Here is a 21,811-nt window from a genome sequence, read left to right as displayed (position 1 = left end):
GGAAGGAGCGGCCCCTCCTTCCGCGTTCCCGAACCTCGCTGACGGCTGGGCACCCGGTTTCCCGTGGCGCCGCGCCGAAACTCCATGCGTGATTCATGCCAGACACGCATTTCACGTCTTTTCAGGGGTTTGGCTCCGAAAGGGGCCTCCAGAGGCCCGAATCCGCGTCCAACTGGTACGCAGCCGCGTCCCAACGCGACGCAGATGGGACGTGTGAGGGGGGCTCGCTATGCTTGACGCCCCTTATGACGGATTTTTCTCGGCTTCCCACGCTGCCTGGGGTGGGGGCGACCATTGGTCCGTACGAGCTGCTCGAGGTGCTCGGGCAGGGGGGCATGGGCGTCGTCTACCGGGGGCAGCATCCGGAGACGGGCGAGGCGGTGGCGGTGAAGACGGTGCGCGCGGCCTCGGAGGTTCCGCTGGCCAGCATCCGTCGGGAAATCCATGCGTTGCGCCGGCTCCGGCATCCGGGCGTGGTGCGAATCGTCGCGGAGGGCGTGACGCGGGGGCTGCCCTGGTACGCCATGGAGCTGCTCCGGGGACAGACGCTGCGGCTGGCCACGCCCGCACCGGGGACGGGAGCGCTGGACGGCGAGCGGCTGAAGACAACGCTCAACCTGACCCGGCGGCTGTGCTCGGCGCTGGCGTTCCTGCACGGCAACGGGCTGGTGCACCGGGATCTCAAACCGGAGAACGTCTTCCTGCGTCCGGATGGGACGCCGGTGCTGGTGGACTTCGGCATCGCCGCGCGCTTCGGCGGCTCACGGGGGCGCGAGACGCTGGACGTGAGCGGCGTGGTGGTGGGCAGCGACACGTACATGGCTCCGGAGCAGCTCCGGGGCGACTACGTGGACGCGCGGGCGGACCTCTACGCCCTGGGCTGCATCCTCTACGAGCAGCTCACGGGACGGCCGCCCTTCGTCCCCGGCCGAGAGGGGCCGCTGCCCCATCAGCACCTGCACCTGACGCCCGTGCCGCCGGGCCTGCGCGTGGAGGGCGTGCCCGCGGCGCTGGACGCGTTGGTGTTGCGGCTGCTCGCCAAGCGCCCCCAGGAGCGGCCCGGGTACGCGGAGGACGTGTCGTCCGCGCTCGAGGCCCTGGGCGCGGAGCCTGGTGAGGAGGGCGCCGCCGCGGCGCCCCGGACGCCGGCCTATCTGTATCGGCCGGACCTGTCGGGACGCGGTGGTGAGCTGGGCCGGCTGCTGGCGGCGCTCGACGCGGCGTCGCGCGGACAGGGCGGCCGGGTCTTCCTCGGCGGAGAGAGCGGCGCGGGCAAGACGCGGCTGGCGCTGGAGCTGGCGGCGGAGGCGGGCTGGCGGCGCATGGCGGTGGTGACGGGCGAGTGCGTGGCCATGGGCGAGGGCGGCACGGATCTACACGCCGCGCCCCTCCAACCCCTGCGTCCGCTGCTGCTCGCGGTGGCGGACCGCTGCAACGAGCGCGGCGCGGCCGAGTCGGCGCGGCTGCTCGGTCCACGGGGCCGCGTGCTCGAGGCGTACGAGCCGTCCTTGTCGCAGCTGCCCGGTCAGCGCGAGCTGCCCGAGCCCCCTGCCCTGCCCGCGCAGGAGGCGCGCCTGCGCGTGTTGTCGGCGCTGCGCGACACGCTGTGCGCGCTGGCGGAGGCGCAGCCGCTGCTGCTGGTGCTGGATGACTTGCAGTGGGCGGACGAGCTGACGCTGAGCTTCCTGTTGGAGCTGGACGCGCGGCACCTGGCGAAGCGGCCGGTGTTGCTCGTGGGCACCTACCGGATGGACCAGATGGGGCAGGCCCTGCGCGAGGTGGTGGGCGCGTCCGACGCGGTGCGAGTCGAGGTGGGCCGGCTGGACGCGAGGAGCGCGGGGCAGATGGTGCGCGGCATGCTCGCGCTGCGCGAGGTGCCCGAGCCCTTCGTCGACGCGCTGGTGCACGAGACGAGCGGCAACCCCTTCTTCATCGCGGAGTACCTGCGCGCCGCCATCGACGCGGGCCTGCTCTTCCGCGCGCCGTCCGGCGAGTGGCTCTTCGAGGCGCAAGGCAGCGCCGGCGGCCGGCCCCTGCCCCTGCCCGGCAGCATCGCCGAGCTCATCGAGCGGCGCCTGTCGGACCTGGGCGAGCACGGGCGCGCGCTGGCGGAGGTCGCCTCGGTGCTGGGGCGCGAGCTGGATGAAGAGCTGCTGCTGTCCGCCGCCGCGCTGCCGGAGGGCGCGAGCGCGGAGGCCGTGGAGGAGCTGCGGCGTCGGCAGGTGCTGGAGGAGTCCGAAGGAGGCCGGCTGCGCTTCGTGCACGACAAGCTGCGCGAGGTGGCCTACGCGCGAATCCCGGACCCGCGCCGACGCGCGCTGCACCATCGCTGCGCGGAGCGACTGGAGACGCAAGGCGCGACTTCACCCTCGGGCCTGACGCCGCTGGCCGCGGGGCTCGCCCACCACTGGTCCCGCGCGGGAGTGCCCGAGCGGGCCAGCGGCTGGTTCGCGCGGGCGGCGGACGCGGCGCGCGCGGCGTATGCCAATGGTGACGCCATCTCCTTCTACGAGTCCGCGCTGCGCGAGGCCGCGGCGTCCTCGGGGAACGCGCATGCGTCCGGCCCGGACGCGCCCCAGGTGGCGCTGGATGTCGTCTGGGAATCGCTGGGTGAGGTGCTCGCGCTGACCGGACGACAGCAGGCCGCGCGTCAGGCCTTCCTCCACGCCCTGGCACGGATTGAGCAGACCCAGCGTGTCCGTCGCGCCAATGTGTTGCGGAAGGTGGGCAAGTCCTTGCAGACGCACCATCAGAACGAGGAAGCGCTGCGGGTGTATGCCCAGGCCCAGGCCGAGCTGGGTCCCATGCCCGACAGCGTCACCTCCTTGCCCGGGCAGGTGGAGGCCGCGTGGTGGCACGAGTGGGTGCAGCTGCAGGGTGAGCGCATCACCGTGCACTACTGGCTGGCCCAGCTCGACGAGATGCGGGCCCTGGTGGAGGGAGTGCGTCCGGTGATGCGGGCCCACGGCACGCCGCTGCAGCGCGCGCGGTTCTTCAACTCGCTGGTGCAGATGCAACTGCGCAGCGAACGCTATCGAGCATCGACAGAGACCGTGGCCCACGCCCGGGCCTACGCGGAAGCGGCGCTGGAGTCCGAGGGGGAAGCGGAGCACGCGGGGGCCCGGTGCGTGGTCGCCATGGTGTTGCTCTTCCATGGCGCGCTGGATGAGGCACAGAGCTGGATGGAGGAGTCCCTGCGCGGAGCCGAGCGGCAGGGGGACGTGACGTTGCAGACGCGCTGCCTCACCTACCTCACCGTCATCCTCCGCTTGAGGGAGCGGGTGGCGGAGGCGAGCGAGGCGACGGAGCGTACGCTGGAGCTGGCGACTCGCTCCGGCATGTCGGACTACCTGGGCGCGGCGCACGCCACCCGGGCCTGGGTGGCCTCGCGCGCTCAGGACCTCGTCTCGGCGAGACAGGCCGCCACGGAGTCGCTGCGGCTGTGGCAGGCGCTCTCGCTCGTGTACCCCTTCCAATGGCTCGCGCGCTGGCCCCTGCTCGCCGTGGAGCTCTCGGAAGGGGCGCTGCCCCAGGCGTTGGAGCAGGCCCGGGCGATGCTCGAGGCCCACCAGCAGCGGCAGCCGGACGTGCTCACGCAGGGGTTGACGCAGGCGTTGGCGCTGGCGGACGCGGGCCGGGAGGAGGAAGCGCGGAGCGCGCTCCTCCAGGCCTGTGAGTCGGCCCGGCGGCTCTGCTATCTGTAACTGGATTGACCGCAGGTGCTTCCTTCCACCCGCCAGGGCCTCGGGGCCCGTGGCCTTGTCTCCGAGGTGCGCATGGCAGGCCCGTATGTGTATTTCTTCTTCAAGCCCGAGCGCGTCACGCTGCTGGAGGGCTTCTCCACCCAGGTCACCGTGTGGGGCGTCCCGTCGCGCAGTCCCAACCTGCCCGAGAACGTGACCAGCAAGATGAACTTCCGCATCGAGGGCAGCGACGGCTCCATCGGCCTCTCCCAGCCGGCGCCGGACGTCCTCAAGATTTCCGGACTGGATGACAACATCAAGCCCGCCACCGTCATCGCCGCGCCCAAGAACAACGACACCGAGTTCCCCCGCATCGAGGCCCGCCTGGAGTGCTCGGTGGACCAGTCGGATTTGCTCATCTACGCGCCGGACGGGAACATCTACTGGCTCAAGCCCGAGGAGTGGCAGAAGGCCCAGAAGCTGTCCCCCAAGGACAAGAGCCTGACTGGAGACTTGGAAACGCTCCTGAAGAACGAGACGGTGGTCGCCAACCTCCCGGTGCCCGCCTACGTCGCGGCGCCCACGAGCACGGCGGCCGAGAACCTGTCCGACGCCGCCGAGCCCATCACCTGCTTCCTGCTCAACCTCAACAGCATCCTCTTGAGCTACAGCCCGGGCGCGAACCTGAAGGCCGGCGAGCAGGGCCCCGTCTACCGCAATCCCGACCCCCAGCCTTGATGCGCCCTTTCACCTTCGACACCAGCAGCGCGTCCCCCGGGACGTCCAAGCAGTTCCGCCAGGGGACCCACCGGGTGATGACACCCGAGCAGACGCTGGAGCGCGTGCAACGGCTCATGCCCGTCATGGGCATCACCCGCGTCGCCAACGTCACGGGGTTGGACACGATTGGCCTCCCGGTGGTGATGGTGACGCGGCCCAACGCGCGCTCGCTGGCGGTGTCGCAGGGAAAGGGCACGAGCCTCGCCGCGGCGAAGGCGTCCGGGCTGATGGAGTCGGTGGAGGCGTACCACGCCGAGCACGTCACCCTGCCCCTGAAGCTGGCCACGTACAACGAGCTGCGCTTCCGCGCGCCCGTGGTCGACGTGGACAGGCTGCCTCGGCTGTCGGTGAGCCTGTTCCATCCCAACTGGCGCACGCTCTGGGTGGAGGGCGTGGACCTGCTGGGTTCGGGCCCGCTGTGGCTGCCCTTCGACCTGGTGCACACGGACTTCACGCTGCCGCTGCCCACGGGGAGCGGCGCGTTCCTCATGAGCAGCAATGGGCTGGCCTCCGGCAACCACGTGCTCGAGGCGATGTTGCATGGGTTGTGTGAAGTGGTGGAGCGCGACGCGACGGCGCTCTGGCAGGTGCGTGGCGAGCAGGCGCAGGCCGCCACGCGACTGAAGCTGGACTCGGTGGACGACGCCGGGTGTCGCCAGGTGCTGGACCTCTACGAGCGCGCGGGCATGGCCGTGGGCGTCTGGGAGACGACGAGCGACATCGGCGTGCCCGCGTTCAGCTGCTACATCGTCGACCGGGAGCCGGAGCCGCTGCGCCCCGTGGCGGTGGCGGGCGGCATGGGCTGTCATCCCTCGCGAGCGGTGGCCCTGCTGCGCGCCCTGACGGAGGCCGCGCAGAGTCGACTCACGCGCATCAGCGGGGCGCGCGACGACCTGCACCGCAAGGCATACGAGGCCGCGCGCGAGGGCGTGACGGCGGAGCGACTGCGCAAGCGGCTGGCCGAGGAGCCCGCGGTGCGCGAGTTCCAACAAGCGCCCCATCACGACGCGGACACGTTCGAGGAGGACCTCGCGTGGGTGCTCGCGAAGGTGCGCTCGGTGGGCGCAAGCCAGGTGGTGGCGGTGGACCTGACGAAGCCGGAGCTGGGGCTGCCCGTCGTGAGGGTGGTGGTGCCGGGGCTGGAGACGACGCACGAGGCGCCCGGATATCAGCCAGGCCCAAGGGCACGGCAGGTGATGCGCGGAGACGCGCGATGAAGGTCTTCATCTTCACCGGCCCCACGCTGCGCGCCGAGGAGGCGAAGCTGGAGCTCGACGCGGTGTACCTGCCTCCCGCTCAGCAGGGCGATGTCTACCGCGCGGCGTGCGAGAAGCCGGTGGCTCTGGGCATCATCGACGGGTTCTTCGAGCACGTGCCGGCGGTCTGGCACAAGGAGCTCCTCTGGGCGATGTCAGAGGGCATCCACGTCTTCGGGGCCTCGAGCATGGGGGCGCTGCGGGCCGCGGAGCTGGCCACCTTCGGAATGGAGGGCGTGGGCTCCGTCTTCGAGGACTTCCGTCAAGGCGTGCTGGAGGATGATGACGAGGTCGCGGTGGCGCACGCGAGCGCCGAGCATGATTGGCGCCCCCTGTCCGAGGCGATGGTCAACATCCGCGCCACGCTCGCGGCGGCGCAGGCAGCGGGTGTGGTGAGCGAGCCTGTTCGCGCCTCACTCGAGCAGCGCGCCAAGGCGCTCTTCTACGTGGAGCGCGCGTGGCCGAAGCTGCTGTCCGGATTTCCCCGCGCGGAAGTGGAGGCGCTGGAGGCCTGGCTGCCGAAGGGGCGCGTGGATGTGAAGCGCGCGGACGCGGTGGCGATGCTGCGCATGATTCGCGCGCGCGTGGAGGCGGGCCTTTCGCCCAAGGAGACCCGCTTCCCCTTCCAGCACACGGATGCGTGGGAGGAGGCGCGACGGCGCGCTGCGCGGCAGCCGCTTCGACAGACGGCACGCGCCTCGGATGGCGTGGGAAGCGAGGCGCTCCTCGATGAGCTTCGCCTGCGCGGAGAGCTGAAGGACGCGCGACGGGCGAGCATGGCGCGAGCGCTCGCGGTGGAGGAGGCAAGACGGCTGGGGCGCGTCCCGGATGCAGGGGAGCTGCACGCGACGAAGGAGGCGCTGAGCCACGAGCGGCACCTCACGCCGGAGTCCTTCGAGCGGTGGAAGACGGAGCAGCACGTGGACGACGTCGCCCGGCTGCTGCGGGACGAGTCCCATGTGCGCTGGGTGGAGGCGCTCATGGAGCCGGATGTCTTGCGGCACCTGGCCGACCACCTGCGACTGACGGGCGAGTACGCCACCCTGCTGGAACGCGCGCGCGACAAGGAGCAGGTGCTCGACGCGGCGGGGCTTTCACTGCCCAAGCTGGAGGACGCGGGCATCACCGAGGGCGCGCTGTGGGCCTGGTACTTCGAGGAGAACCAGGGGCGCATGGTGCCCTCGCAGTTGGAGCAGGCCGCGCGCGACGAGGGCTTCGCCGACGTGGCCTCCATGCGCAGGGCCGCGCTGCGTGAGCTTTGCTACGTCCTCACGAAGGCGGGCGCCGCGGCCTGAGAGGGATTGGACCTCCCCCCGCAAATCTTGCATGACCGGGTTCACCCAAAGCCCGTGCTAAACCCCGCGCGCGCTCGGCGGCGCGAGGGGTTTGACACAGGGGGAACATCCGATGGACGCACCCGAGGAGCAGCGCGAACCACGCAGGCCCGACTTCCTCAAACAGTGGGGGCAGATGCTGGTGGGGACCCCCATCGTCGCCATCCTGCTCATCGCCTGGCAGGACCCGCTCGTCGTCTTCGGCCACGAGCTGGCTCCTCCAGTGAAGAGCGTCCTGAGCCTCCTGCTGGTCGTCCTGGTGGCGGTGGCCTGTACCGAGGTCATCCTGCGCCTCATCGCGGTGTGGCGCGACAACCGCGCGGACGAGAATCTCACCATGATGGTCCGAGTGCTTGCATCGAAGTACTCGATGGAGGGCGCGGACCCGGAGAGGCCCATGGCCATCTGCGTCCTCGAACACCTGAAAGCGCATCACGACTTCGGCACGGTGGAATGCCCCGATTGCGGCGGGGAGGGGTGCAAGCACTGCGGCCTCACAGGGGTCCATCTCGATTACACCGAGGGCCCCTGCGGCACCGACTGCCCCCTCCGCCCCGTCGTCCCGTCCTGACGCGCTCCGTCGCCGGCTACTTCCGCGGAGCGCTCGCGCGACGCGCGACCTTCTTCCGCGCATCCTCCGAGGGCTTCTTCACCTCCACCACCGGGCCCTCCGAGGCCACCGGTTGCAGGACGAAGACCCGGTCCAACCGTCGGCTGCCGCGCTCGACGGGCGCGCTCAGGTCGTAGTCGAAGTCATACGCCGCCACCACGCGCAGGCCCGCGTTGCGGAACAACCGGCTCGCCTGCGCCGCGTCGTACGTCCGGAAGAACCAGGTCGTCTCGATGAGCCAGTCCTTCCCCGGCCCGGTGATGCGCAGCCGGTTGCGCATGGGCGAGCGGCGGGCGCGCCGGTCTGGCAGGCCCTCGTGCGTGTTGCAGACGACCTTGTCCTTGCCCACCTTCCCCAGCCAGCGCTCGTGCTCGGCCGTGTTCCGCGCGTAGTCGGTGAGGTGGAAGCCCAGCACGTAGAGCCCCTGGGGCTTGAGCAGCCGCCGCGTCCCCTTCAGGTGCGCCAGCGCCGCCGCCTCGCTGTCCAGGTAGCGGAAGGTGGAGACCAGGTTGTGGGCGACGTCCACCTTGCCCTCCAGCGAGGGCTCGAAGAACTCCTCCATGCGCGACACGGAGAGCTTCACCTGACGGCGGCGCGCGGGCGTCAGCCGCTTGCGCGCATGCGCGAGCATCGCCTCCGAGATGTCGTAACCGGTGACCTTCAGTCCCCGGCTCGTGGCCTCGGCCACCAGGCGACCGGCGCCGCACGCGGGCTCCAGCCACTGCTTGCCCCCCGTGCCGTGCCGTTCGCTCAGCGCCTGGAGGAAGTCCACCTCGCGCACGGTGTCGGTGCCGAAGATGGCTTCGTAATACTCGGGGTGCTCGTACCAGTCAGTGCGTTTTTCCATGGGAGGCGTGCCCGCTCGGGCGCGCGCATCCTCCGGTCCTCCGGCTCGAAAGCCAAGTCAAAGCGTGCCTCGCCCTCACGCGGGCTCGTGCGTGGGTGACACCAGCGACGAGCGCTCCGACATCGCCTCGCGCAGGCGCCCCCCGAACATCCGGCGCAGGAGCACCATGCCCAGCGGCAGCGGCAGCCACAGCGTGTACCCGCGCAGCAACATCACCGCGGTGAGCCCCACCTCCACCGGCACGCCCAGCGACGACAGCGTCCCCACCGCGGTGGCCTCGAACGTGCCCACGCCTCCGGGGATGATGCTCAGGGTCATCACCAGCGTCGCCAGCATGAACGCGGCGAACACGGCGGCGAAGTCCACCGGGTGCCCCACCGCCTGGAACATGCACGACAAGGTGAGCGCATCCAGCGCGAAGGTCGCGAGCTGGAACGCGCTCGCTCGGACCAACAGCCAGGTGTCCCGCACCAGCGCGGGCGACACCTGGGAGATGGACTCGAGCAGCGAGGTGAGCCCCGGGATGCGCCGCGCCCAGCGCGGCGGTCGCCACCCACCATGCCGAGTCAGCCAGAGGATGCCGAACGGCACCGCGCACGCGAGCACCGCGAAGGCCGTGGCCAGTCCGAGGAGGGCCGCGTGCAGCGACGCGCGATACCAGAGGATGAAGATGGACACCGCCACGGCCACCGCGTGCGCCAGGTAGAAGGACACCATGTCGACCAGCAGCGCGCCCGTGGCCGCCCGGGGCGGCGCGCCCTCCCGCTGCAGCCCCTTCATCACCACCACCGAGCCGCCGATGCCCGCGGTGGGCACCAGTTGGTCGAACGAGAGCTTCATCAAGGCCAGGCTCGCGGTGCGCAGCCAGGGCGCCTTCACGCCCTCCACCTCCAGCACCACCCGCCAGCATCCCGCCATCGTCAGGTACGAGAGGAACTGGAGCGCCACGCCCACCAGCAGCCACTCCGGCCTCGCGCGCTGGAGCATCTGGGCGAACTGCTTCTCCTCCCCGAAGCGCAGCACCACGAACACCGTGAAGGCGACCAGCAGCACCACGCCCGGCAACCAGCCCCACACGTTGTGTCGGCCAGAGGCGGGCTCCGACGGGTCGCGCGCGGAGCCGTCACCCGACATGGAGGCGTCCTCGTGCATGCGCGCGCACCAGCCCGCCCTAGTGAGCGGAGGCCTCCGTCGCGTCTTCCCGACGGGCCTCCGCGGCCGTCAGCAGCCGCGCGGCCATGCGCATGAAGTCGGCCTCGGTGATGATGCCCACCAGCCTGCGCTCGCGGTCCACCACGGGCAGACAGCCGAAGCGATGGTCCAGGAGCTTGTAGATGGCCTCTCGCACCGGCAGGTCCGGCCGCACCATCTCCACATCCCGTGACATGAGCCGGGTGACGGAGATGGGCTCGTGGCCGGCAGCCGCGAGCTGCCGCGACAGCGCGCGGAGCAGGTCGCGATGGCTCACCATCCCCACCAGCCGGCCGTCGCGCACCACGGGCAGGTGGCGGATGTGATGGAGCTTCAACAGGTCGTCCACTCGGACCAGGTCATCGGTCTCGTCCAGCGTGACGACATCCCGGGTCATCAGGTCGCCCACGGTGAGCATGACGCGTCCGCCTCCCCGTCGGTCCACGAGCTCCCGCGCACCTCGCGTTTCTCGGGCCGACTATTCCCGAGGGTGCACCCTCGCCCCCGTTCGCGCAGCGACAGGGCGGACAGACGGGCAAGGGGCCGGCGCTGTCTCACCCTCGGGTCCGACGCTCGAAACCGGAAGTGTCAACCACGAGCGCCCGGCAGGTTGCTCACCTGGCGCTCCCGCGGCTTCCACACCGGCGACGGACATCACACCTCCGTCGCGTGGCGCCCAAGGCCTCCTGCTTGAATTCACATCCACCCTGGCGCGTCACCAGGACAGTGGAACAGCGGCAAGGCCGCCTCTGCTGGAGACACCCGCAATGGCTCTCATCCTTCTCGTCGACGACGACTCCACCCTTCTCGAGATCTACACCGAGGCCCTCCGGGGTGAGGGCTGGGAGGTGGCCTCGGCCCGCGACGGCGAGATGGCCCTCGCGCTCGCGCAGGCGCTGCCCCCGGACCTCATCCTCACCGACGTGTCGATGCCGGGGATGAACGGCCTGGAGCTGTGCCGGCACCTGCGCGCCGACGAGACGCTGTGCCACGTCCCGCGCATCGTCCACAGCAGCATGGAGCGGCTCGCGAGCCTCTCGGGCGACGTCTTCCTGAGGAAGTCCGGGGACCTGACCGAGCTGCTCGCCTGCATCACCCGGTGCTTGTCGCGGGGCTCGCTCGCGCCCACCATGCCGGCGGCGGCGGCGTGAGCGGCCACTCCACCTCGAACACCTCCTCGAGCCTCCTCGACGACGGGGATGCTCGAGGACCTCAGTGCGCCGGGTGGCCCACCAGCCGCGCCAGCGCGAACATGAGCGCCAGGCCCACGAAGAGCGCCAACACGTTGCGGCCCGGCTGGTCCTTGCCGTGGCGGTGCACGTGCGGCAGCAGGTCCGACACGGCGATGTACAGGAACGTGCCCGCGGAGAACGCGAGCGCCTTGGGCGCCATGCTCTCGAAGCGCAGCACCGCGTCGAAGCCGAAGTAGATGAGCGCGCCCGCGGGCACCATCAGCCCGTACAGCGTGGAGAGCAGCAGGATGGAGCCCTTCGAGCGACCCTCCGTCTTCAGGATGGACGCGAGCGACAGCGCCGAGGGCACCTTGTGCGCGACAATCGCGATGAGCGCCATCAACCCCACGCCCTCCTCCACCGCCGAGCCCAGCGCGATTCCGTCGAACAGCGTGTGCGTGGACAGGCCGAGGAACGCGGTGAGCCCCAGCACCTGACCGGGCTCCGTGTGGCGGCCATGGCCGGACATGTGGTCGCCGGGCAGGTCCTCCCCCGCGTGCGCCACCAGGTAGCGCTCCAGCACCAACAAGAAGACGAAGCCCCCGGGCACCAGCGCGAAGGCCCACCAGCCTCCGCCCTCGTACGCCTCCGGGAGCATGTGGAAGAACGCCGCGCCCAACATCACGCCGGCGGCGAAGGCCAGGAAGCGGACCAACTGCGTCTGCTGCTGGTTCCACAGCACCACCAGCGCGCCCAACAGCGCGCCGATGACGACGATGAGTGAGTAGAGGGCCACCGTGGCCAGGACCGACATGGGGCGCGCACCCTACAACAAATCCGCCACGTCAGTAGTAGCGCCTCACCACCAACAGCCCGACCCGTCCCGGCTTCACGTCCACCGTGTGCTCCGACACCCTCCCGCCCCCCTCCACCCGCACCACGTGGCTCCCCGCCGACACCCGGAAGCGCGCCACCTGGAACTCCGCAGGCAGGGAAAGCCAGGAACGCAGGTCCGCCGCGTTGCCGGCGTTGAGGATGAGGAAGGCCAGCGCGCCCAGCTCCTCGCTCTTGGTCGCCGCGCCCACGCCCGCCGCCAGGCCCGCCTTCACGGCCACGCCGGCAATCTGCTTCGCCAGCATCCCGCCGATGCGCGTGTCCAGGTGCAGCCTCGCCACGTCCGCCATGGACGTCACCGTGACGGCGCGCACGTGCTGCTCGCCCAGCGTCACGCCCACCTGCGGCGCGCTGCCCCGGTCCCGGTAGACGGGCACCTCGATGAGGTTGCCGCCGTTGACGTCGCGCGACGCGGGCTGCTTCTCCGGGGAGAGCCCCGCCTCCACGACGACGACGATCTGGGCCTCGTCCCGCGCCAGCGGAGGGTGCTCGACGCCCGGGTACTTCGCCTTCAGCTCCTCGTAGAGCTGGTCGCGTCCGGTGTACTTCGCCAGCCGGAGCAGCGGCTCCGCCAGCTCCCCCAGCCGGGGCTCCAGCTCGTACGCCTTCGCATAGTCGATGTAGGCCGCGTCCCAGTCGCGCTGGTCCTCGCGGATGACGCCGCCCAGGTAGCGGGCGATGGCGAGCTGCTGGTACGGCTTCTTCTCCTCGACGACCATCTTCTGGAGGCGCTCGTTGACCTGGCGCACCTCCACCATGGCCGCCTCGTCGTCACCCAGCTCCGCGTAGTTGAGCGCCTGGACGACGGAGATCATCAGCTTCTCGAAGTCCTCGCCGCGGTAGGCGCGCTGGCGCTCGTTCGTCACCAGCGCCCCGGCCTCCTCGCTGACGGAGACGGCGTCGAGCTGCGCGCTGAGCTTCTCGGCCTGCTCCAGCACCGCGTTGCTCTCCGCCCACTTGCGGGCCGAGTGCAGCACCATCCCCTTGTCCAAGAGGATGAGCAGCGTGTCCTTCGCCGAGCCGTCCTTGGCCAGGGCCTCCAGTTCGGCCAGGGCGTCGTTGTAGCGCCCCGATTGATACGACTCACGGACGCCGCGCGTGCGGGACACGTAGTCCCCCGCGCAGCCGGACAACAGCAGCGCGCTCACCAGCGCGAGCGCGCCCCAACCACGGGGGCGCGCCGGAGGGTGGTGGAGAGGAATCATGAGCAGTCGAGCCTTCACCACGAGCCGGCGGCCACCGTCGACGGAGCTACCAGCTCACGCCGCGCTTCTCGAACTTCTTGCGGATCTGCTTCTCGTCCGTCCACTCGATGAGACCGGTGCGCACGTTGCTGAGCTTCGCGGTCATCTTGTAGTACACGAGCTTGTCGCGGCCGACCTCCTGGATGATGGAGGCCAGGTCGCCCGACATCAGGAAGTCCACGGACACCTGCTGCCCGGGGCCCTTCGCCGCGTTCGGGTTCACGTAGCCGGACTGCTGGTACTCGTACTCCTCCGCGATGTCCTGGCGCGCGGCCTGGTCCACCATGGCGAAGCGGCCCGTCTGCGCGAGCGCCGTCTGGATCTTGTCCCCCAGGGAGCGCATGTCGATGTGCTCGGAGGTGCTGTTCTTCAGCTTGCCCACGAGGACGATGGGCAGCGAGCCGTCCGGCCGGGGCGTGGAGAAGCGCGGCGAGGAGGCCAGCGACTCCGCCATCTTCTTGGCGATGAGCTGCAGGTCGTTCTCGTTGAACTGGTCCGACAGCATCTCGATTTCGTTCGGGTCCTCGTACGTGCCACGCGTGAAGGCACGCGGGCCACCACACGCGGCGAGCGAGGCGACGAGGCTGGCGGACAAGAGCAGGCGATGAATCTTCATGGTGCGGTGACTCCTAGTTCCATTCGCATTCGAAGCGGCTGCCTTCGAAGTTCCACTTGTAGGCGAGCACCGCGTCGCGACGGTAGCCGGCCGTCAGGCGACACTGGCTCATCAGCGAGGCGCGCGGATAGTCGAAGGTGTACGTCTGCGCCTTCGAGCGCTCCTGCGCGTTGAGCTGGGAGGGATGCGTGAGCGTGGGGCTGGCGCTGGCGGCCACCATCACCGAGTGCTTGCCGTACGTCTTCAGGGGCACGCGGCCGGCCAGCTGCACCCGGCGCACGGTGCGCGCCACCAGGATGTCGCTGCGGTCCACGTTCGTCTCGTGGCGGTTGCGGCGCTGCAGCAGCTCCGAGATGTTCGCCGTGAAGACGCGGGTGAGGTCCCCGTCCTCCACGAAGAAGTAGAGGAACGCCTCGCGCGCCACGCGGCTCTCCCCCGTGAAGTCCAGGGTGATGAGCAGCTCCAGCTCCCGGTTGGGCGTGATGCCGTGGCGCGACACCGCCGCCAGCACCTTCTTGTCCACGCCCGCCTTCTTCAGCTTGATGAGCCCGTCCGCGCTCGCGTCACACGCGCAGCGGCGCTCCTCAATCATCTTCACCAGGTCCGCCGGCTCGAAGCCCGCCTGGGACAGCTTGGTCAGCTCCTCGTCAGTCAGGGGCAGCTGGTCCGAGCGCTCGTAGATGCGTGGCAGGTTGTTCGGGTCCCACTGGATGATGTTGTAGGTCTGCACGTTCCCTTCGGGGAACGGCAGGGCGATTCGAGGGCTTCCATTCGCCGTGGACAGGCTGACGGGCGACTGGCTCGCCGCCAGCGCCAGGGTCGCCGCGAGGACTTGGGCAATCATGTCGGGACCTCCCCCTCTAGAAGCGATAACCCACGGCCATGCCCAACCGGTGCGTCACGCCGCCACCGCCGATGGGAATGTCCGGAGTGTAGAACAACCCGAGCGACACCCGGTCGCGCGAGCCCATGAGCACCTCCGCGCCCACCTGGGGCGAGATGCCGAAGTGCAGCTCCTCCTTGCTGCCCCGCCCGCTGCCGGACGCGTCGTCCACGTAGTCGGGCGTGTAGATGGCGCCCGCCTTCAGGCCCAGCGAGAACACCAGCGGCCAGCCCCAGCTGCGGAAGCGCGGGCCCACCATGACGTTGGTGCGGCCGCCGTCGAAGACGTAGGTGACGTTGGCGTCCAGCGCGAACCAGTCCGCGCCCCACCAGGACACCGTGGCGCCGACATAGAGCGGGGGGCCTTCGGGCGCGTCCCGGGGAGGCTCCTCGGCGTTGACGGCCGCGCCCCACTCGAGCTGGAACGACACGCCCGTGCTGCTCGAACCCGAGTAGCCGCCCTTGCCATATTCGGATTCCTCGGGCCCATCCGTGCGGCCACGTTCCTGCGCGGCCGCGGTCAACGGCGCCGCCACGGCCAGCGACAGGAGGGCTCCGCACAACCTGGAATGACGCTTCATCTCGAAGACTCCCACATGCGGTAGGTGCGAAAATTCCACTGCGTCCGACGTCCGGCCCCCGCCAATATTCAAAACACCGCTCGGGCTGGCAAGCGCACCTTGGGCCCGGGCCGTTCTCTCAGGAAGCGCGAGGCCCCGGAGGGGTGGCGTCCTGGGGAGCGTCCGGCTGGGGGTCGACCTGCACGGGGGGCGCCTGCCGGGACTCGGTGCGGGTGAAGGGCAGCCACTGGGGGTGGGCCCTGAGGAAGATGACCAGCTTCTCGCGGACCAGGGCGCGCAGCTCGAAGAGCCGGTCCGGGTTGGCGGCGCTGACGAGCGCGCGGATGGTGAGCGTGCGGTCCTGGGCCTCGAGCACCACGACGGTCTGCACGCGGCCGTCCCAGAGGGCCTTGGCCTCGTGGTCGAGGATGCGCTTGAGCTCCCCGCGCAGCGCGTCCACGTCCGTGGAGTAGTCCACCTGGAGGGTGACGGCGCCGAGCAGCTCGGGGCTGACCTTGCTCCAGTTCTGGAAGGGCTTGTCCAGGAAGTAGGTGATGGGGATGACCATGCGGCGCTGGTCCCAGACGCGCAGCACCACGTACGTGAGGGTGATCTCCTCCACGGTGCCGAACTCGGTCTCCACCACCACCTGGTCGCCGATGCGCACCGGCTGGGTGATGGACAGCTGGATGCCCGCCAGCAGCGTGGCGATGGACTTCTGCGCGGCCAGACCAATCACGATGCCGGCGATACCGGCCGAGGCCAGCAGCGACACGCCGACGTTGCGCACCACCTCGAACTGCATCAGGAGCAGCGCGGCGGCCACCACGTATGTCGCCGCCTCGAAGACGGCGCGCAGCACGGCGAACTGGGTGCGCAGCGAGCGCGCCCGGGCGGGGTCGCGGCTCTCGGAATTGACCCGGTTCTGGATGAAGTCCGCGAACACCCGCAGGAAGCGCAGGATGAACCACGCCACCGCGACGATGATGAGCGAGTAGCTCACCCGGTTGAACACCGTCTGCGTGGGGCGCGGCAGGAGCAGGAAGGACGTGCCCACCGCCAGCAGCACCGCGAAGAACGGCAGCCGCAAGGGGCCCTTCCCCGCCGCCACCAGCTGGTCGTCCAGCTCGATCTGAGTCCAGCGCGCCAGCCTCAGGCCGAACGCCAGCGACACCTTCTCCAGGAGCAGCGACAGCCCCACCGAGGCGAGCAGCACCACCAGGAGGCCCAGCCACTGCCACGGCTCCAGGCCCAGCACCGTGCCGGAGAAGAAGACCGGCGGCAGCCACTCCGCCACGCGGGGGCCGTACGCCTCGAAGAGGGGGTCCACCAGCCGGACGGTGGACTCGCTGAAGACCCAGAGCAGCGCGCCGTCCTGCGTCACGCGCTGGAGCCGGACGCTCACGTTGGCCCCGTCCAGGGGGATGGTGCCCACCAGGTCGAAGCGCGGGTCGGCCGGGTCTCCCTCGGGGGCCTTGGAGAGCGCCGACAGGTCGATGGAGAGCTTGCGGTCCAGCACGAACTTGAGCCGGCGCGCCAGCTGGGCGCCGCGCTCGGGCTGCTGGGCCTTGGGGATGAAGTCCAGGTCCAGGTAGTGGGCCGCGGAGGCGTAGTCCCCCCGGTGCGCGGCGGACAGGAAGCCCTGCGCCGTGGCATGGGGCGTCTGGCGGTCCATCGCCGCGGAGGGTGGCGGCAGACCCGAGTTGAGCGCCTGGGAGGGCAGCGCCCCGAGGACGAGTCCCATCACGAGGAGGGCCACCCAGGCCCTTCCGTCTGTGTGCATCATGCGGCCCTCCTTACTCCTTTTCGGCTGCTTTGCCGGAAGAAGTCGGGGCCTGGCCCCCTGGCGGAGGGGCGCCGAGGGGGACGTCGGGGACACCACCCCTCTCACCCCGTGGGAAAGGCGTTGGTGCGCCGGCTGGGGGTAGGATAGAAACGGCGCCCAAGGAAGGTCGACGTGTCCGAGAAGCGAAGAATCCTCCTGATTGACGACAGCGAAATCACGCTCGCCATGGAGAAGGCCGTGCTGGAAGCGCGCGGCTACGAGGTCGTCGCCACCTCCACGCTGATGGAGTTCGAGAAGACGCTCCAGGCCTGGCGCCCGGACCTCATCCTCACGGACATCCACATGCCCGAGGCCAAGGGCACCGACATCTGTCGCACCCTGAAGAACGAGTACGGCACCCAGGACATCCCCATCGTCCTGTTCTCCAGCCTTCCGGACGTGGAGCTGTCCAAGCTGGCCGAGCAGGTGGGCGCCGACGGCTTCCTCTCCAAGGAGAACGGGCTGGAGGCCATGGGCGAGAAGATCGACGAGCTGGTGCAGAGCATCCTCTGGTGATTCGCATGCCGCGCCCCGTCCTGGTCGCCGCCCTCTGGGGCCTGGTGCTGGTGCTCGGAGGCTGCAGGCGCACGGACCCCGCTCCCCGCCCGCCCGAGACACCCCAGGCGGGCGCGTCCCCCACGGCCGCGGCCTCCTCGCCGGGCGCCATCCTCTTCGTCTCCGCGGACACGCAGGGCTACCTGGGCCCGTGTGGCTGCAGTGAGAACATGCGCGGTGGCATCGCCCGCGCGGCCTTCCAGGTGAGCGAGGCCCGCCGGGGCGCGCTGCCCGTGCACTATGTGGACGGCGGCAACAGCCTCTTCGGGGAGAAGACGCTCAAGCCCGGGCAGGTGCCGCAGGAGGAGCTGAAGGCGAAGGCGCTCGCGGACGCCATGCGGATGATGGGGCTGTCGGTGCGCGCCACCGGCCCGCTGGACGACACGCGCGGCGCGGCCTTCCGTCAGGGATTGGGGCTGCCCGAGGTGGCGGACGGCGCGGTGAAGCTCCTGCCCGCGGGTCCTCGCAAGGTGGGCGTGGTGGCGGCGGACTCGCCGGAGCAGTTGGTGGCGGCGAGCGCGAAGGCCCGCTCGGACGGCGCGGACTTCGTGCTGGGGTTGTTGGATGCGCCGTTGGAGGAGGCGCAGAAGGCGGCGGAGCTGCCGGGGCTCGCGGTGGATGTGCTGGTGGCCACCCGCTCCGCGTCCGAGCTGAGCGGCGAGCAGAACCGGCTGGTGAAGGCCACGGTCCCCGTGGTCGCGCCGCAGAGCAAGGGCCGCTCGCTGGTGCGCGTGGACCTGAGCTACGCGAAGGCGCCCGGGAGCTTCTCGCTCCAGAAGGGACAGGCCGACCTGGAGCGCGAGGTGGCCGCGCTGGAGCAGCGCACGGCGCTGTTGGACAAGGAGATCAACCTCCCGGGCATCGACCCGAAGCTCAAGGCGCTCAAGCAGGGCAAGCGCGACGAGCTGGTGGCGCGCAAGCAGGCGCTGGTGTCGGCGCCGCCCGCCGCGTCGCCCGACGTCAATGGCTTCACGGTGCGCTTCGTGCCGCTGGAGTCGGGGCTGCCGTCGCTGCCGGACGCGCAGGCGCTGGTGGCGCGCTACGACTCGGAGGTGGGCAAGCTGAACCTCGCGTGGGCGAAGGAGCACGGCCAGGACTGCCCCGCTCCCGCGAAGGGACAGGCGGGCTTCGTGGGCAACGAGCCGTGTCGCTCGTGCCACGAGGAGAGCTTCACCGTCTGGGAGAAGTCCAAGCACCACCACGCGTGGCAGACGCTGGAGGAGGTGGGCAAGCAGCACCACCTCAACTGCGTGGGCTGTCACGTGACGGGCTGGGAGCAGCCGGACGGCGTGTGTCGGTTGGACAAGGTGGCGGGGCGCGAGGACGTGGGCTGCGAGAGCTGCCATGGCCCTGGCTCCGTGCACTCGGAGGAGCCGAGCGCGGACAACATCATCGCGTCGCCGGGTGAAGCGCTGTGCGTCACCTGCCACAACCCGGAGAACTCGCCGCACTTCGACTTCGCGACGTACCTGCCGCGAATCCTGGGACCGGGTCACGGGAAGCCCCTGGCCGCCGCGTCACCCGACAAGCCGGCGAACGAGCGGAAACCCGCGAAGCCGTAAACCCGCAGCGTTTGCCTGGCAGGCCGCACCCACGGTGGGTGCTTCATTCGGCCATACCGGGCGACTCGTTGTTTGACTGTCAAGAAAAAGGGCGAATACTTGGGGCTTCGCCTGCTTCTGGGCGCACTCTTCTTGCGACCGCATGCTGCCCTTCTGCCTCCTCGTGCTGAACCTGGCCTCGCTCCCCGCCTCGCAGGGAGTGCCGCCACCCATGCCGCCGCCTCCCGCCGGCATGCGCGTGCTCGCCGCGAGCGAGACGCCGGCGCCCGCCGCGGCTGAACCGAAGCCCGCGCCCGCGACGGACACCGCCACGCAGACGAGCATGCCAGACAGCGGCGCGGCCACGCGCCCCACCGGGCTGGCGACCGAGCCGTCGCGCGCAGGCACGGCCGATTCAGCGAAGGGCGCAAAGGTCGAGGGCGCATCGCCGTCGAGCGGCTCGCCTTCCGCGACGACGGTGGCAAAGGGCACGAAGGTCGAGAGTATCTCGCCCTCTACGGGCTCGTCTTCCGCGACGGCGGCGACGGGCACGAAGGCCGAGGGTGTCTCGCCCTCCACGGGCTCGCCTTCCGCGACGGCGGCGACGGGCACGAAAGCCGAGGTCGCCTCGCCTTCTACAGGTTCGACCTCGGCGACGACCGTGGCGAAGGGCACGAAGGTCGAGGGCGCATCGAACGTTGTCGCGCCTCCCGCCGCGGGCACCGCCGACGCGGCGAAGGACGTGAAGGCCGAGGGCACCTCGGGCACGGACATGGCGAGCAAGCAGGAGCCGGTGGCTCCCGCGACCGACGCAGCGCCGGGGGATGACGAGGCCGACGAAGCGCGCGCCCTCGCAGGCGCTCCTGACGACGCAGACGAGGAGCCCGAGGCCACTCGCGAGGTCGTCGAGTCCGAGTCCGCGGAGCTGGAGGAGATGCGCGCGCTGGAGAGCGTGACGCTGGACCCCACCGCGAAGCCGAGCGCCGAGGTGATGCAGTCGCTGCGACGCCTGGGCCTCGCCAACCCGCTGCGCATGCGCATGCTGGACGCGCTCGAGGAGCCCACCTTCCGCGAGGACGACTCTCCCGAGCAGCTCCCGCTCATCACCAACCTGGCCACGTTCGACGTCCGCAGCATCCAGGACCGCTACGACATCCCGGTGGAGATGCAGCCCCTGGTCGCGCAGTACATCCAGTTCTTCCAGGGGCCCGGGCGCCGCTGGTTCCGCAAGTGGATGTCCCGCTCCGCGCGCTACCTGCCGGTGATGCAGCCCATCCTCGAGAAGCACGGGATGCCGCTGGACACCGTGTACCTGGCGATGATCGAGAGCGGCTTCTCCGCGCACGCCTACTCGTGGGCGCACGCCTCCGGCCCCTGGCAGTTCATCTCCAGCACGGGCAAGCAGTACGGCCTCAAGCAGGACTTCTGGGTGGACGAGCGCAGGGACCCCCTCAAGGCGACCCACGCCGCGGCCACCTACCTCAAGGACCTCTACCGGGAGCTGGGTCACTGGTATCTGGCGTGGGCCGGCTACAACACGGGCTCCGGTCGCGTGCGGCGCATGATTGAGCGCCACGGCACGCGCGACTTCTGGGCGCTCGCCGAGGAGAAGGGCCTGGCGAAGGAGACCAAGCACTACGTGCCCAAGCTCATCGCCGCCGCGCTCGTCGCGAAGAACCCGTCCGCGTTCGGCTTCTCCGACGAGGAGTTCGACTACGAGCAGCCGCTGGAGTTCGACGAGGTGGAGCTCACCGACGCCACGGACCTGGACGTGGTGGCCCGCGCGGCGGGCGTGAACATCCAGGACGTGCAGGACCTGAACCCGGAGCTCAAGCGGTGGTGCACGCCCCCGGCGAGCACGAAGCACCCCTACAAGCTGCGGCTGCCCAAGGGCGCGGGCCCCCGGTTCGTCGAGGGGTTCAAGCGCATCTCCCCCGCGGAGCGGCTGACCTTCCGCGTGCACAAGGTGAAGCGCGGCGACACGCTGTCGCAAATCGCGGAGCGCTACGGCACGGCCTCCGAGGCCATCCTCCAGATGAACCGGCTCAAGAGCGCGCGCACGCTGAAGCTCGGCGCGGACCTGGTCATCCCCATCCCCGCGAGCAAGGCCGCAGGGGCCACGGGCGGCGCCATCGCGAGCAAGGTGGCCCAGGCCCGCCGCAGCGGTGTCGTGGCCCACCGCCCCGAGGACGAGGTGCCCGCCGGCACGCCCAAGGGCCCCGTGGCCGCGGGCCCGGTGAAGACGGAGACGCTCAACGGCCGCACGCGCGTGACGTACGGCGTGCAGTCCGGCGACAGCCTCTGGGTCATCGCCACCAAGTTCAACGTGTCGGTGGATGACTTGAAGAAGTGGAACAACCTGCGCCGGCGCAACCCGACGCTGCAGGTGGGCTCGCTCGTGTACGTGTGGCCCCAGGGCACGGCGCAGGTGCAGGAGCGCGCGGGCACCGTCGTGGTGGCCAAGCAGGTCGCGTCGAACGCGGGCAAGCCCGTGAGCGGCGGCAAGGTGCACGCGCTGGCCGAGGGCGAGACGCTCTGGTCCGTCGCGCAGCGCTACGGCGTCAGCGTCCAGGACATCATGCGGTGGAACAACATCAAGGACCACCGCACCATCCCCACGGGCAAGGTCCTCTCGCTGAGCGCGCCGTGAGCGCCTTCTCGACAGGGGCCTTCCGGACATGATGACGCCGGGCGAGTGAATTGCATCGGGTGGGCGCATGACTTCGCCCATTTCGCGGAACGGCGCGCTCACCCACCCCTTCCCGCCCGACACCGACCCGCTCCTCGCTCCGAGCAGCCTCGGGACACACCTTTCCCGGGC

Annotated in this window: 19 protein-coding genes; 9 read left to right on the top strand and 10 right to left on the bottom strand. The window is 70.4% G+C overall.

Translation table 11 applies throughout. The features are described 5' to 3' along the window. Positions 1–245 precede the first annotated feature (245 nt). The 5 genes from VZQ01_RS30270 (at position 246) to VZQ01_RS30250 (ending at position 7,624) form a co-directional block, all read left to right on the top strand. Positions 246–3,704, top strand: a complete 3,459-nt coding sequence (locus VZQ01_RS30270; RefSeq protein ID WP_426745354.1) for a serine/threonine-protein kinase — start codon at positions 246–248, stop codon at positions 3,702–3,704. Positions 3,705–3,776: 72 nt separating this feature from the next. Then, positions 3,777–4,421: a hypothetical protein gene (locus tag VZQ01_RS30265; RefSeq protein ID WP_426745353.1), complete on the top strand. Its 645-nt coding sequence runs from the start codon at positions 3,777–3,779 to the stop codon at positions 4,419–4,421. After that, positions 4,421–5,680 carry a YcaO-like family protein gene (locus tag VZQ01_RS30260; RefSeq protein WP_426745352.1) on the top strand — a complete coding sequence of 420 codons (1,260 nt, stop codon included), beginning with the start codon at positions 4,421–4,423 and terminating at the stop codon, positions 5,678–5,680. Before VZQ01_RS30265 ends, VZQ01_RS30260 begins: the two co-directional genes overlap by 1 nt. Beyond that, entirely contained in the window at positions 5,677–7,014 is a 1,338-nt protein-coding gene (locus VZQ01_RS30255; protein WP_426745351.1) for a TfuA-like protein, read from the top strand. The genes VZQ01_RS30260 and VZQ01_RS30255 overlap by 4 nt, the downstream gene beginning before the upstream one ends. A gap of 112 nt (positions 7,015–7,126) precedes the next feature. Then, entirely contained in the window at positions 7,127–7,624 is a 498-nt protein-coding gene (locus tag VZQ01_RS30250) for a hypothetical protein (protein WP_223748211.1), read from the top strand. Between the two features lie 16 nt (positions 7,625–7,640). On the opposite strand, the gene VZQ01_RS30245 is transcribed toward VZQ01_RS30250, so the two are convergent. From VZQ01_RS30245 to VZQ01_RS30235, 3 genes are all read right to left on the bottom strand, one after another. Beyond that, positions 7,641–8,510, bottom strand: a complete 870-nt coding sequence (locus tag VZQ01_RS30245; protein WP_426745350.1) for a class I SAM-dependent methyltransferase — start codon at positions 8,508–8,510, stop codon at positions 7,641–7,643. A 75-nt stretch (positions 8,511–8,585) separates the two neighbouring features. Further along, positions 8,586–9,662 carry a lysylphosphatidylglycerol synthase transmembrane domain-containing protein gene (locus VZQ01_RS30240; RefSeq protein WP_223748209.1) on the bottom strand — a complete coding sequence of 359 codons (1,077 nt, stop codon included), beginning with the start codon at positions 9,660–9,662 and terminating at the stop codon, positions 8,586–8,588. 19 nt (positions 9,663–9,681) lie between these two features. Continuing rightward, entirely contained in the window at positions 9,682–10,119 is a 438-nt protein-coding gene (locus VZQ01_RS30235; RefSeq protein WP_141329280.1) for a CBS domain-containing protein, read from the bottom strand. A gap of 349 nt (positions 10,120–10,468) precedes the next feature. Here VZQ01_RS30235 and VZQ01_RS30230 point away from each other — a divergent pair, with 349 nt between their 5' ends. After that, positions 10,469–10,852 carry a response regulator gene (locus VZQ01_RS30230; RefSeq protein WP_223748208.1) on the top strand — a complete coding sequence of 128 codons (384 nt, stop codon included), beginning with the start codon at positions 10,469–10,471 and terminating at the stop codon, positions 10,850–10,852. Positions 10,853–10,913: 61 nt separating this feature from the next. Here the strand turns inward: VZQ01_RS30230 and VZQ01_RS30225 are convergent, their stop codons facing one another. The 6 genes from VZQ01_RS30225 to VZQ01_RS30200 form a co-directional block, all read right to left on the bottom strand. After that, the gene (locus VZQ01_RS30225; RefSeq protein WP_223748207.1) at positions 10,914–11,687 is read right to left on the bottom strand and encodes a ZIP family metal transporter; all 774 of its coding nucleotides are present in this window, start codon (positions 11,685–11,687) and stop codon (positions 10,914–10,916) included. Positions 11,688–11,718: 31 nt separating this feature from the next. Next, entirely contained in the window at positions 11,719–12,972 is a 1,254-nt protein-coding gene (locus tag VZQ01_RS30220) for a COG3014 family protein (RefSeq protein ID WP_267699866.1), read from the bottom strand. 46 nt (positions 12,973–13,018) lie between these two features. After that, positions 13,019–13,627: a penicillin-binding protein activator LpoB gene (lpoB, locus tag VZQ01_RS30215; RefSeq protein WP_141332377.1), complete on the bottom strand. Its 609-nt coding sequence runs from the start codon at positions 13,625–13,627 to the stop codon at positions 13,019–13,021. 13 nt (positions 13,628–13,640) lie between these two features. Further along, on the bottom strand, positions 13,641–14,471 hold the full coding sequence (locus VZQ01_RS30210) for a hypothetical protein (protein ID WP_141332376.1): 831 nt from the start codon (positions 14,469–14,471) through the stop codon (positions 13,641–13,643). A 16-nt stretch (positions 14,472–14,487) separates the two neighbouring features. Next, positions 14,488–15,090, bottom strand: a complete 603-nt coding sequence (locus VZQ01_RS30205) for a hypothetical protein (protein ID WP_223781794.1) — start codon at positions 15,088–15,090, stop codon at positions 14,488–14,490. 118 nt (positions 15,091–15,208) lie between these two features. Next, the gene (locus tag VZQ01_RS30200; RefSeq protein ID WP_223748203.1) at positions 15,209–16,855 is read right to left on the bottom strand and encodes a mechanosensitive ion channel family protein; all 1,647 of its coding nucleotides are present in this window, start codon (positions 16,853–16,855) and stop codon (positions 15,209–15,211) included. 171 nt (positions 16,856–17,026) lie between these two features. Here VZQ01_RS30200 and VZQ01_RS30195 point away from each other — a divergent pair, with 171 nt between their 5' ends. Both VZQ01_RS30195 and VZQ01_RS30190 read left to right on the top strand, forming a co-directional pair. Then, on the top strand, positions 17,027–17,410 hold the full coding sequence (locus VZQ01_RS30195) for a response regulator (RefSeq protein ID WP_141332373.1): 384 nt from the start codon (positions 17,027–17,029) through the stop codon (positions 17,408–17,410). A 5-nt stretch (positions 17,411–17,415) separates the two neighbouring features. Beyond that, positions 17,416–19,011, top strand: a complete 1,596-nt coding sequence (locus VZQ01_RS30190) for a multiheme c-type cytochrome (protein WP_426745349.1) — start codon at positions 17,416–17,418, stop codon at positions 19,009–19,011. Here VZQ01_RS30190 and VZQ01_RS30185 read toward each other — a convergent pair. Further along, positions 18,967–19,665, bottom strand: a complete 699-nt coding sequence (locus tag VZQ01_RS30185; RefSeq protein WP_408889489.1) for a hypothetical protein — start codon at positions 19,663–19,665, stop codon at positions 18,967–18,969. The genes VZQ01_RS30190 and VZQ01_RS30185 overlap by 45 nt on opposite strands. 97 nt (positions 19,666–19,762) lie before the next feature. Here VZQ01_RS30185 and VZQ01_RS30180 point away from each other — a divergent pair, with 97 nt between their 5' ends. Continuing rightward, positions 19,763–21,640, top strand: coding sequence for a LysM peptidoglycan-binding domain-containing protein (locus VZQ01_RS30180; RefSeq protein WP_408891824.1), 1,878 nt, complete (start codon positions 19,763–19,765; stop codon positions 21,638–21,640). Positions 21,641–21,811 lie beyond the last annotated feature (171 nt).

The sequence above is a fragment of the Myxococcus faecalis genome (assembly GCF_050039385.1).
Lineage (GTDB): Bacteria > Myxococcota > Myxococcia > Myxococcales > Myxococcaceae > Myxococcus > Myxococcus fulvus.
The sequence above is the reverse complement of the archived record's forward strand: the minus strand, read 5'-3'. Positions and strand labels throughout refer to the sequence as shown.

Excerpts from the sequence above, each read along its gene's own strand:
- VZQ01_RS30245 (WP_426745350.1), bottom strand. The coding sequence starts at position 8,510 with ATGGAAAAACGCACTGACTGGTACGAGCACCCCGAGTATTACGAAGCC.
- VZQ01_RS30220 (WP_267699866.1), bottom strand. The coding sequence starts at position 12,972 with ATGATTCCTCTCCACCACCCTCCGGCGCGCCCCCGTGGTTGGGGCGCG.
- VZQ01_RS30190 (WP_426745349.1), top strand. The coding sequence starts at position 17,416 with ATGCCGCGCCCCGTCCTGGTCGCCGCCCTCTGGGGCCTGGTGCTGGTG.
- VZQ01_RS30180 (WP_408891824.1), top strand. The coding sequence starts at position 19,763 with ATGGCGAGCAAGCAGGAGCCGGTGGCTCCCGCGACCGACGCAGCGCCG.
- VZQ01_RS30210 (WP_141332376.1), bottom strand. The coding sequence starts at position 14,471 with ATGATTGCCCAAGTCCTCGCGGCGACCCTGGCGCTGGCGGCGAGCCAG.
- VZQ01_RS30240 (WP_223748209.1), bottom strand. The coding sequence starts at position 9,662 with ATGCACGAGGACGCCTCCATGTCGGGTGACGGCTCCGCGCGCGACCCG.
- VZQ01_RS30265 (WP_426745353.1), top strand. The coding sequence starts at position 3,777 with ATGGCAGGCCCGTATGTGTATTTCTTCTTCAAGCCCGAGCGCGTCACG.
- VZQ01_RS30205 (WP_223781794.1), bottom strand. The coding sequence starts at position 15,090 with ATGAAGCGTCATTCCAGGTTGTGCGGAGCCCTCCTGTCGCTGGCCGTG.
- VZQ01_RS30200 (WP_223748203.1), bottom strand. The coding sequence starts at position 16,855 with ATGATGCACACAGACGGAAGGGCCTGGGTGGCCCTCCTCGTGATGGGA.
- VZQ01_RS30235 (WP_141329280.1), bottom strand. The coding sequence starts at position 10,119 with ATGCTCACCGTGGGCGACCTGATGACCCGGGATGTCGTCACGCTGGAC.
- VZQ01_RS30225 (WP_223748207.1), bottom strand. The coding sequence starts at position 11,687 with ATGTCGGTCCTGGCCACGGTGGCCCTCTACTCACTCATCGTCGTCATC.
- VZQ01_RS30270 (WP_426745354.1), top strand. The coding sequence starts at position 246 with ATGACGGATTTTTCTCGGCTTCCCACGCTGCCTGGGGTGGGGGCGACC.
- VZQ01_RS30230 (WP_223748208.1), top strand. The coding sequence starts at position 10,469 with ATGGCTCTCATCCTTCTCGTCGACGACGACTCCACCCTTCTCGAGATC.
- VZQ01_RS30260 (WP_426745352.1), top strand. The coding sequence starts at position 4,421 with ATGCGCCCTTTCACCTTCGACACCAGCAGCGCGTCCCCCGGGACGTCC.
- VZQ01_RS30255 (WP_426745351.1), top strand. The coding sequence starts at position 5,677 with ATGAAGGTCTTCATCTTCACCGGCCCCACGCTGCGCGCCGAGGAGGCG.
- VZQ01_RS30250 (WP_223748211.1), top strand. The coding sequence starts at position 7,127 with ATGGACGCACCCGAGGAGCAGCGCGAACCACGCAGGCCCGACTTCCTC.
- lpoB (WP_141332377.1), bottom strand. The coding sequence starts at position 13,627 with ATGAAGATTCATCGCCTGCTCTTGTCCGCCAGCCTCGTCGCCTCGCTC.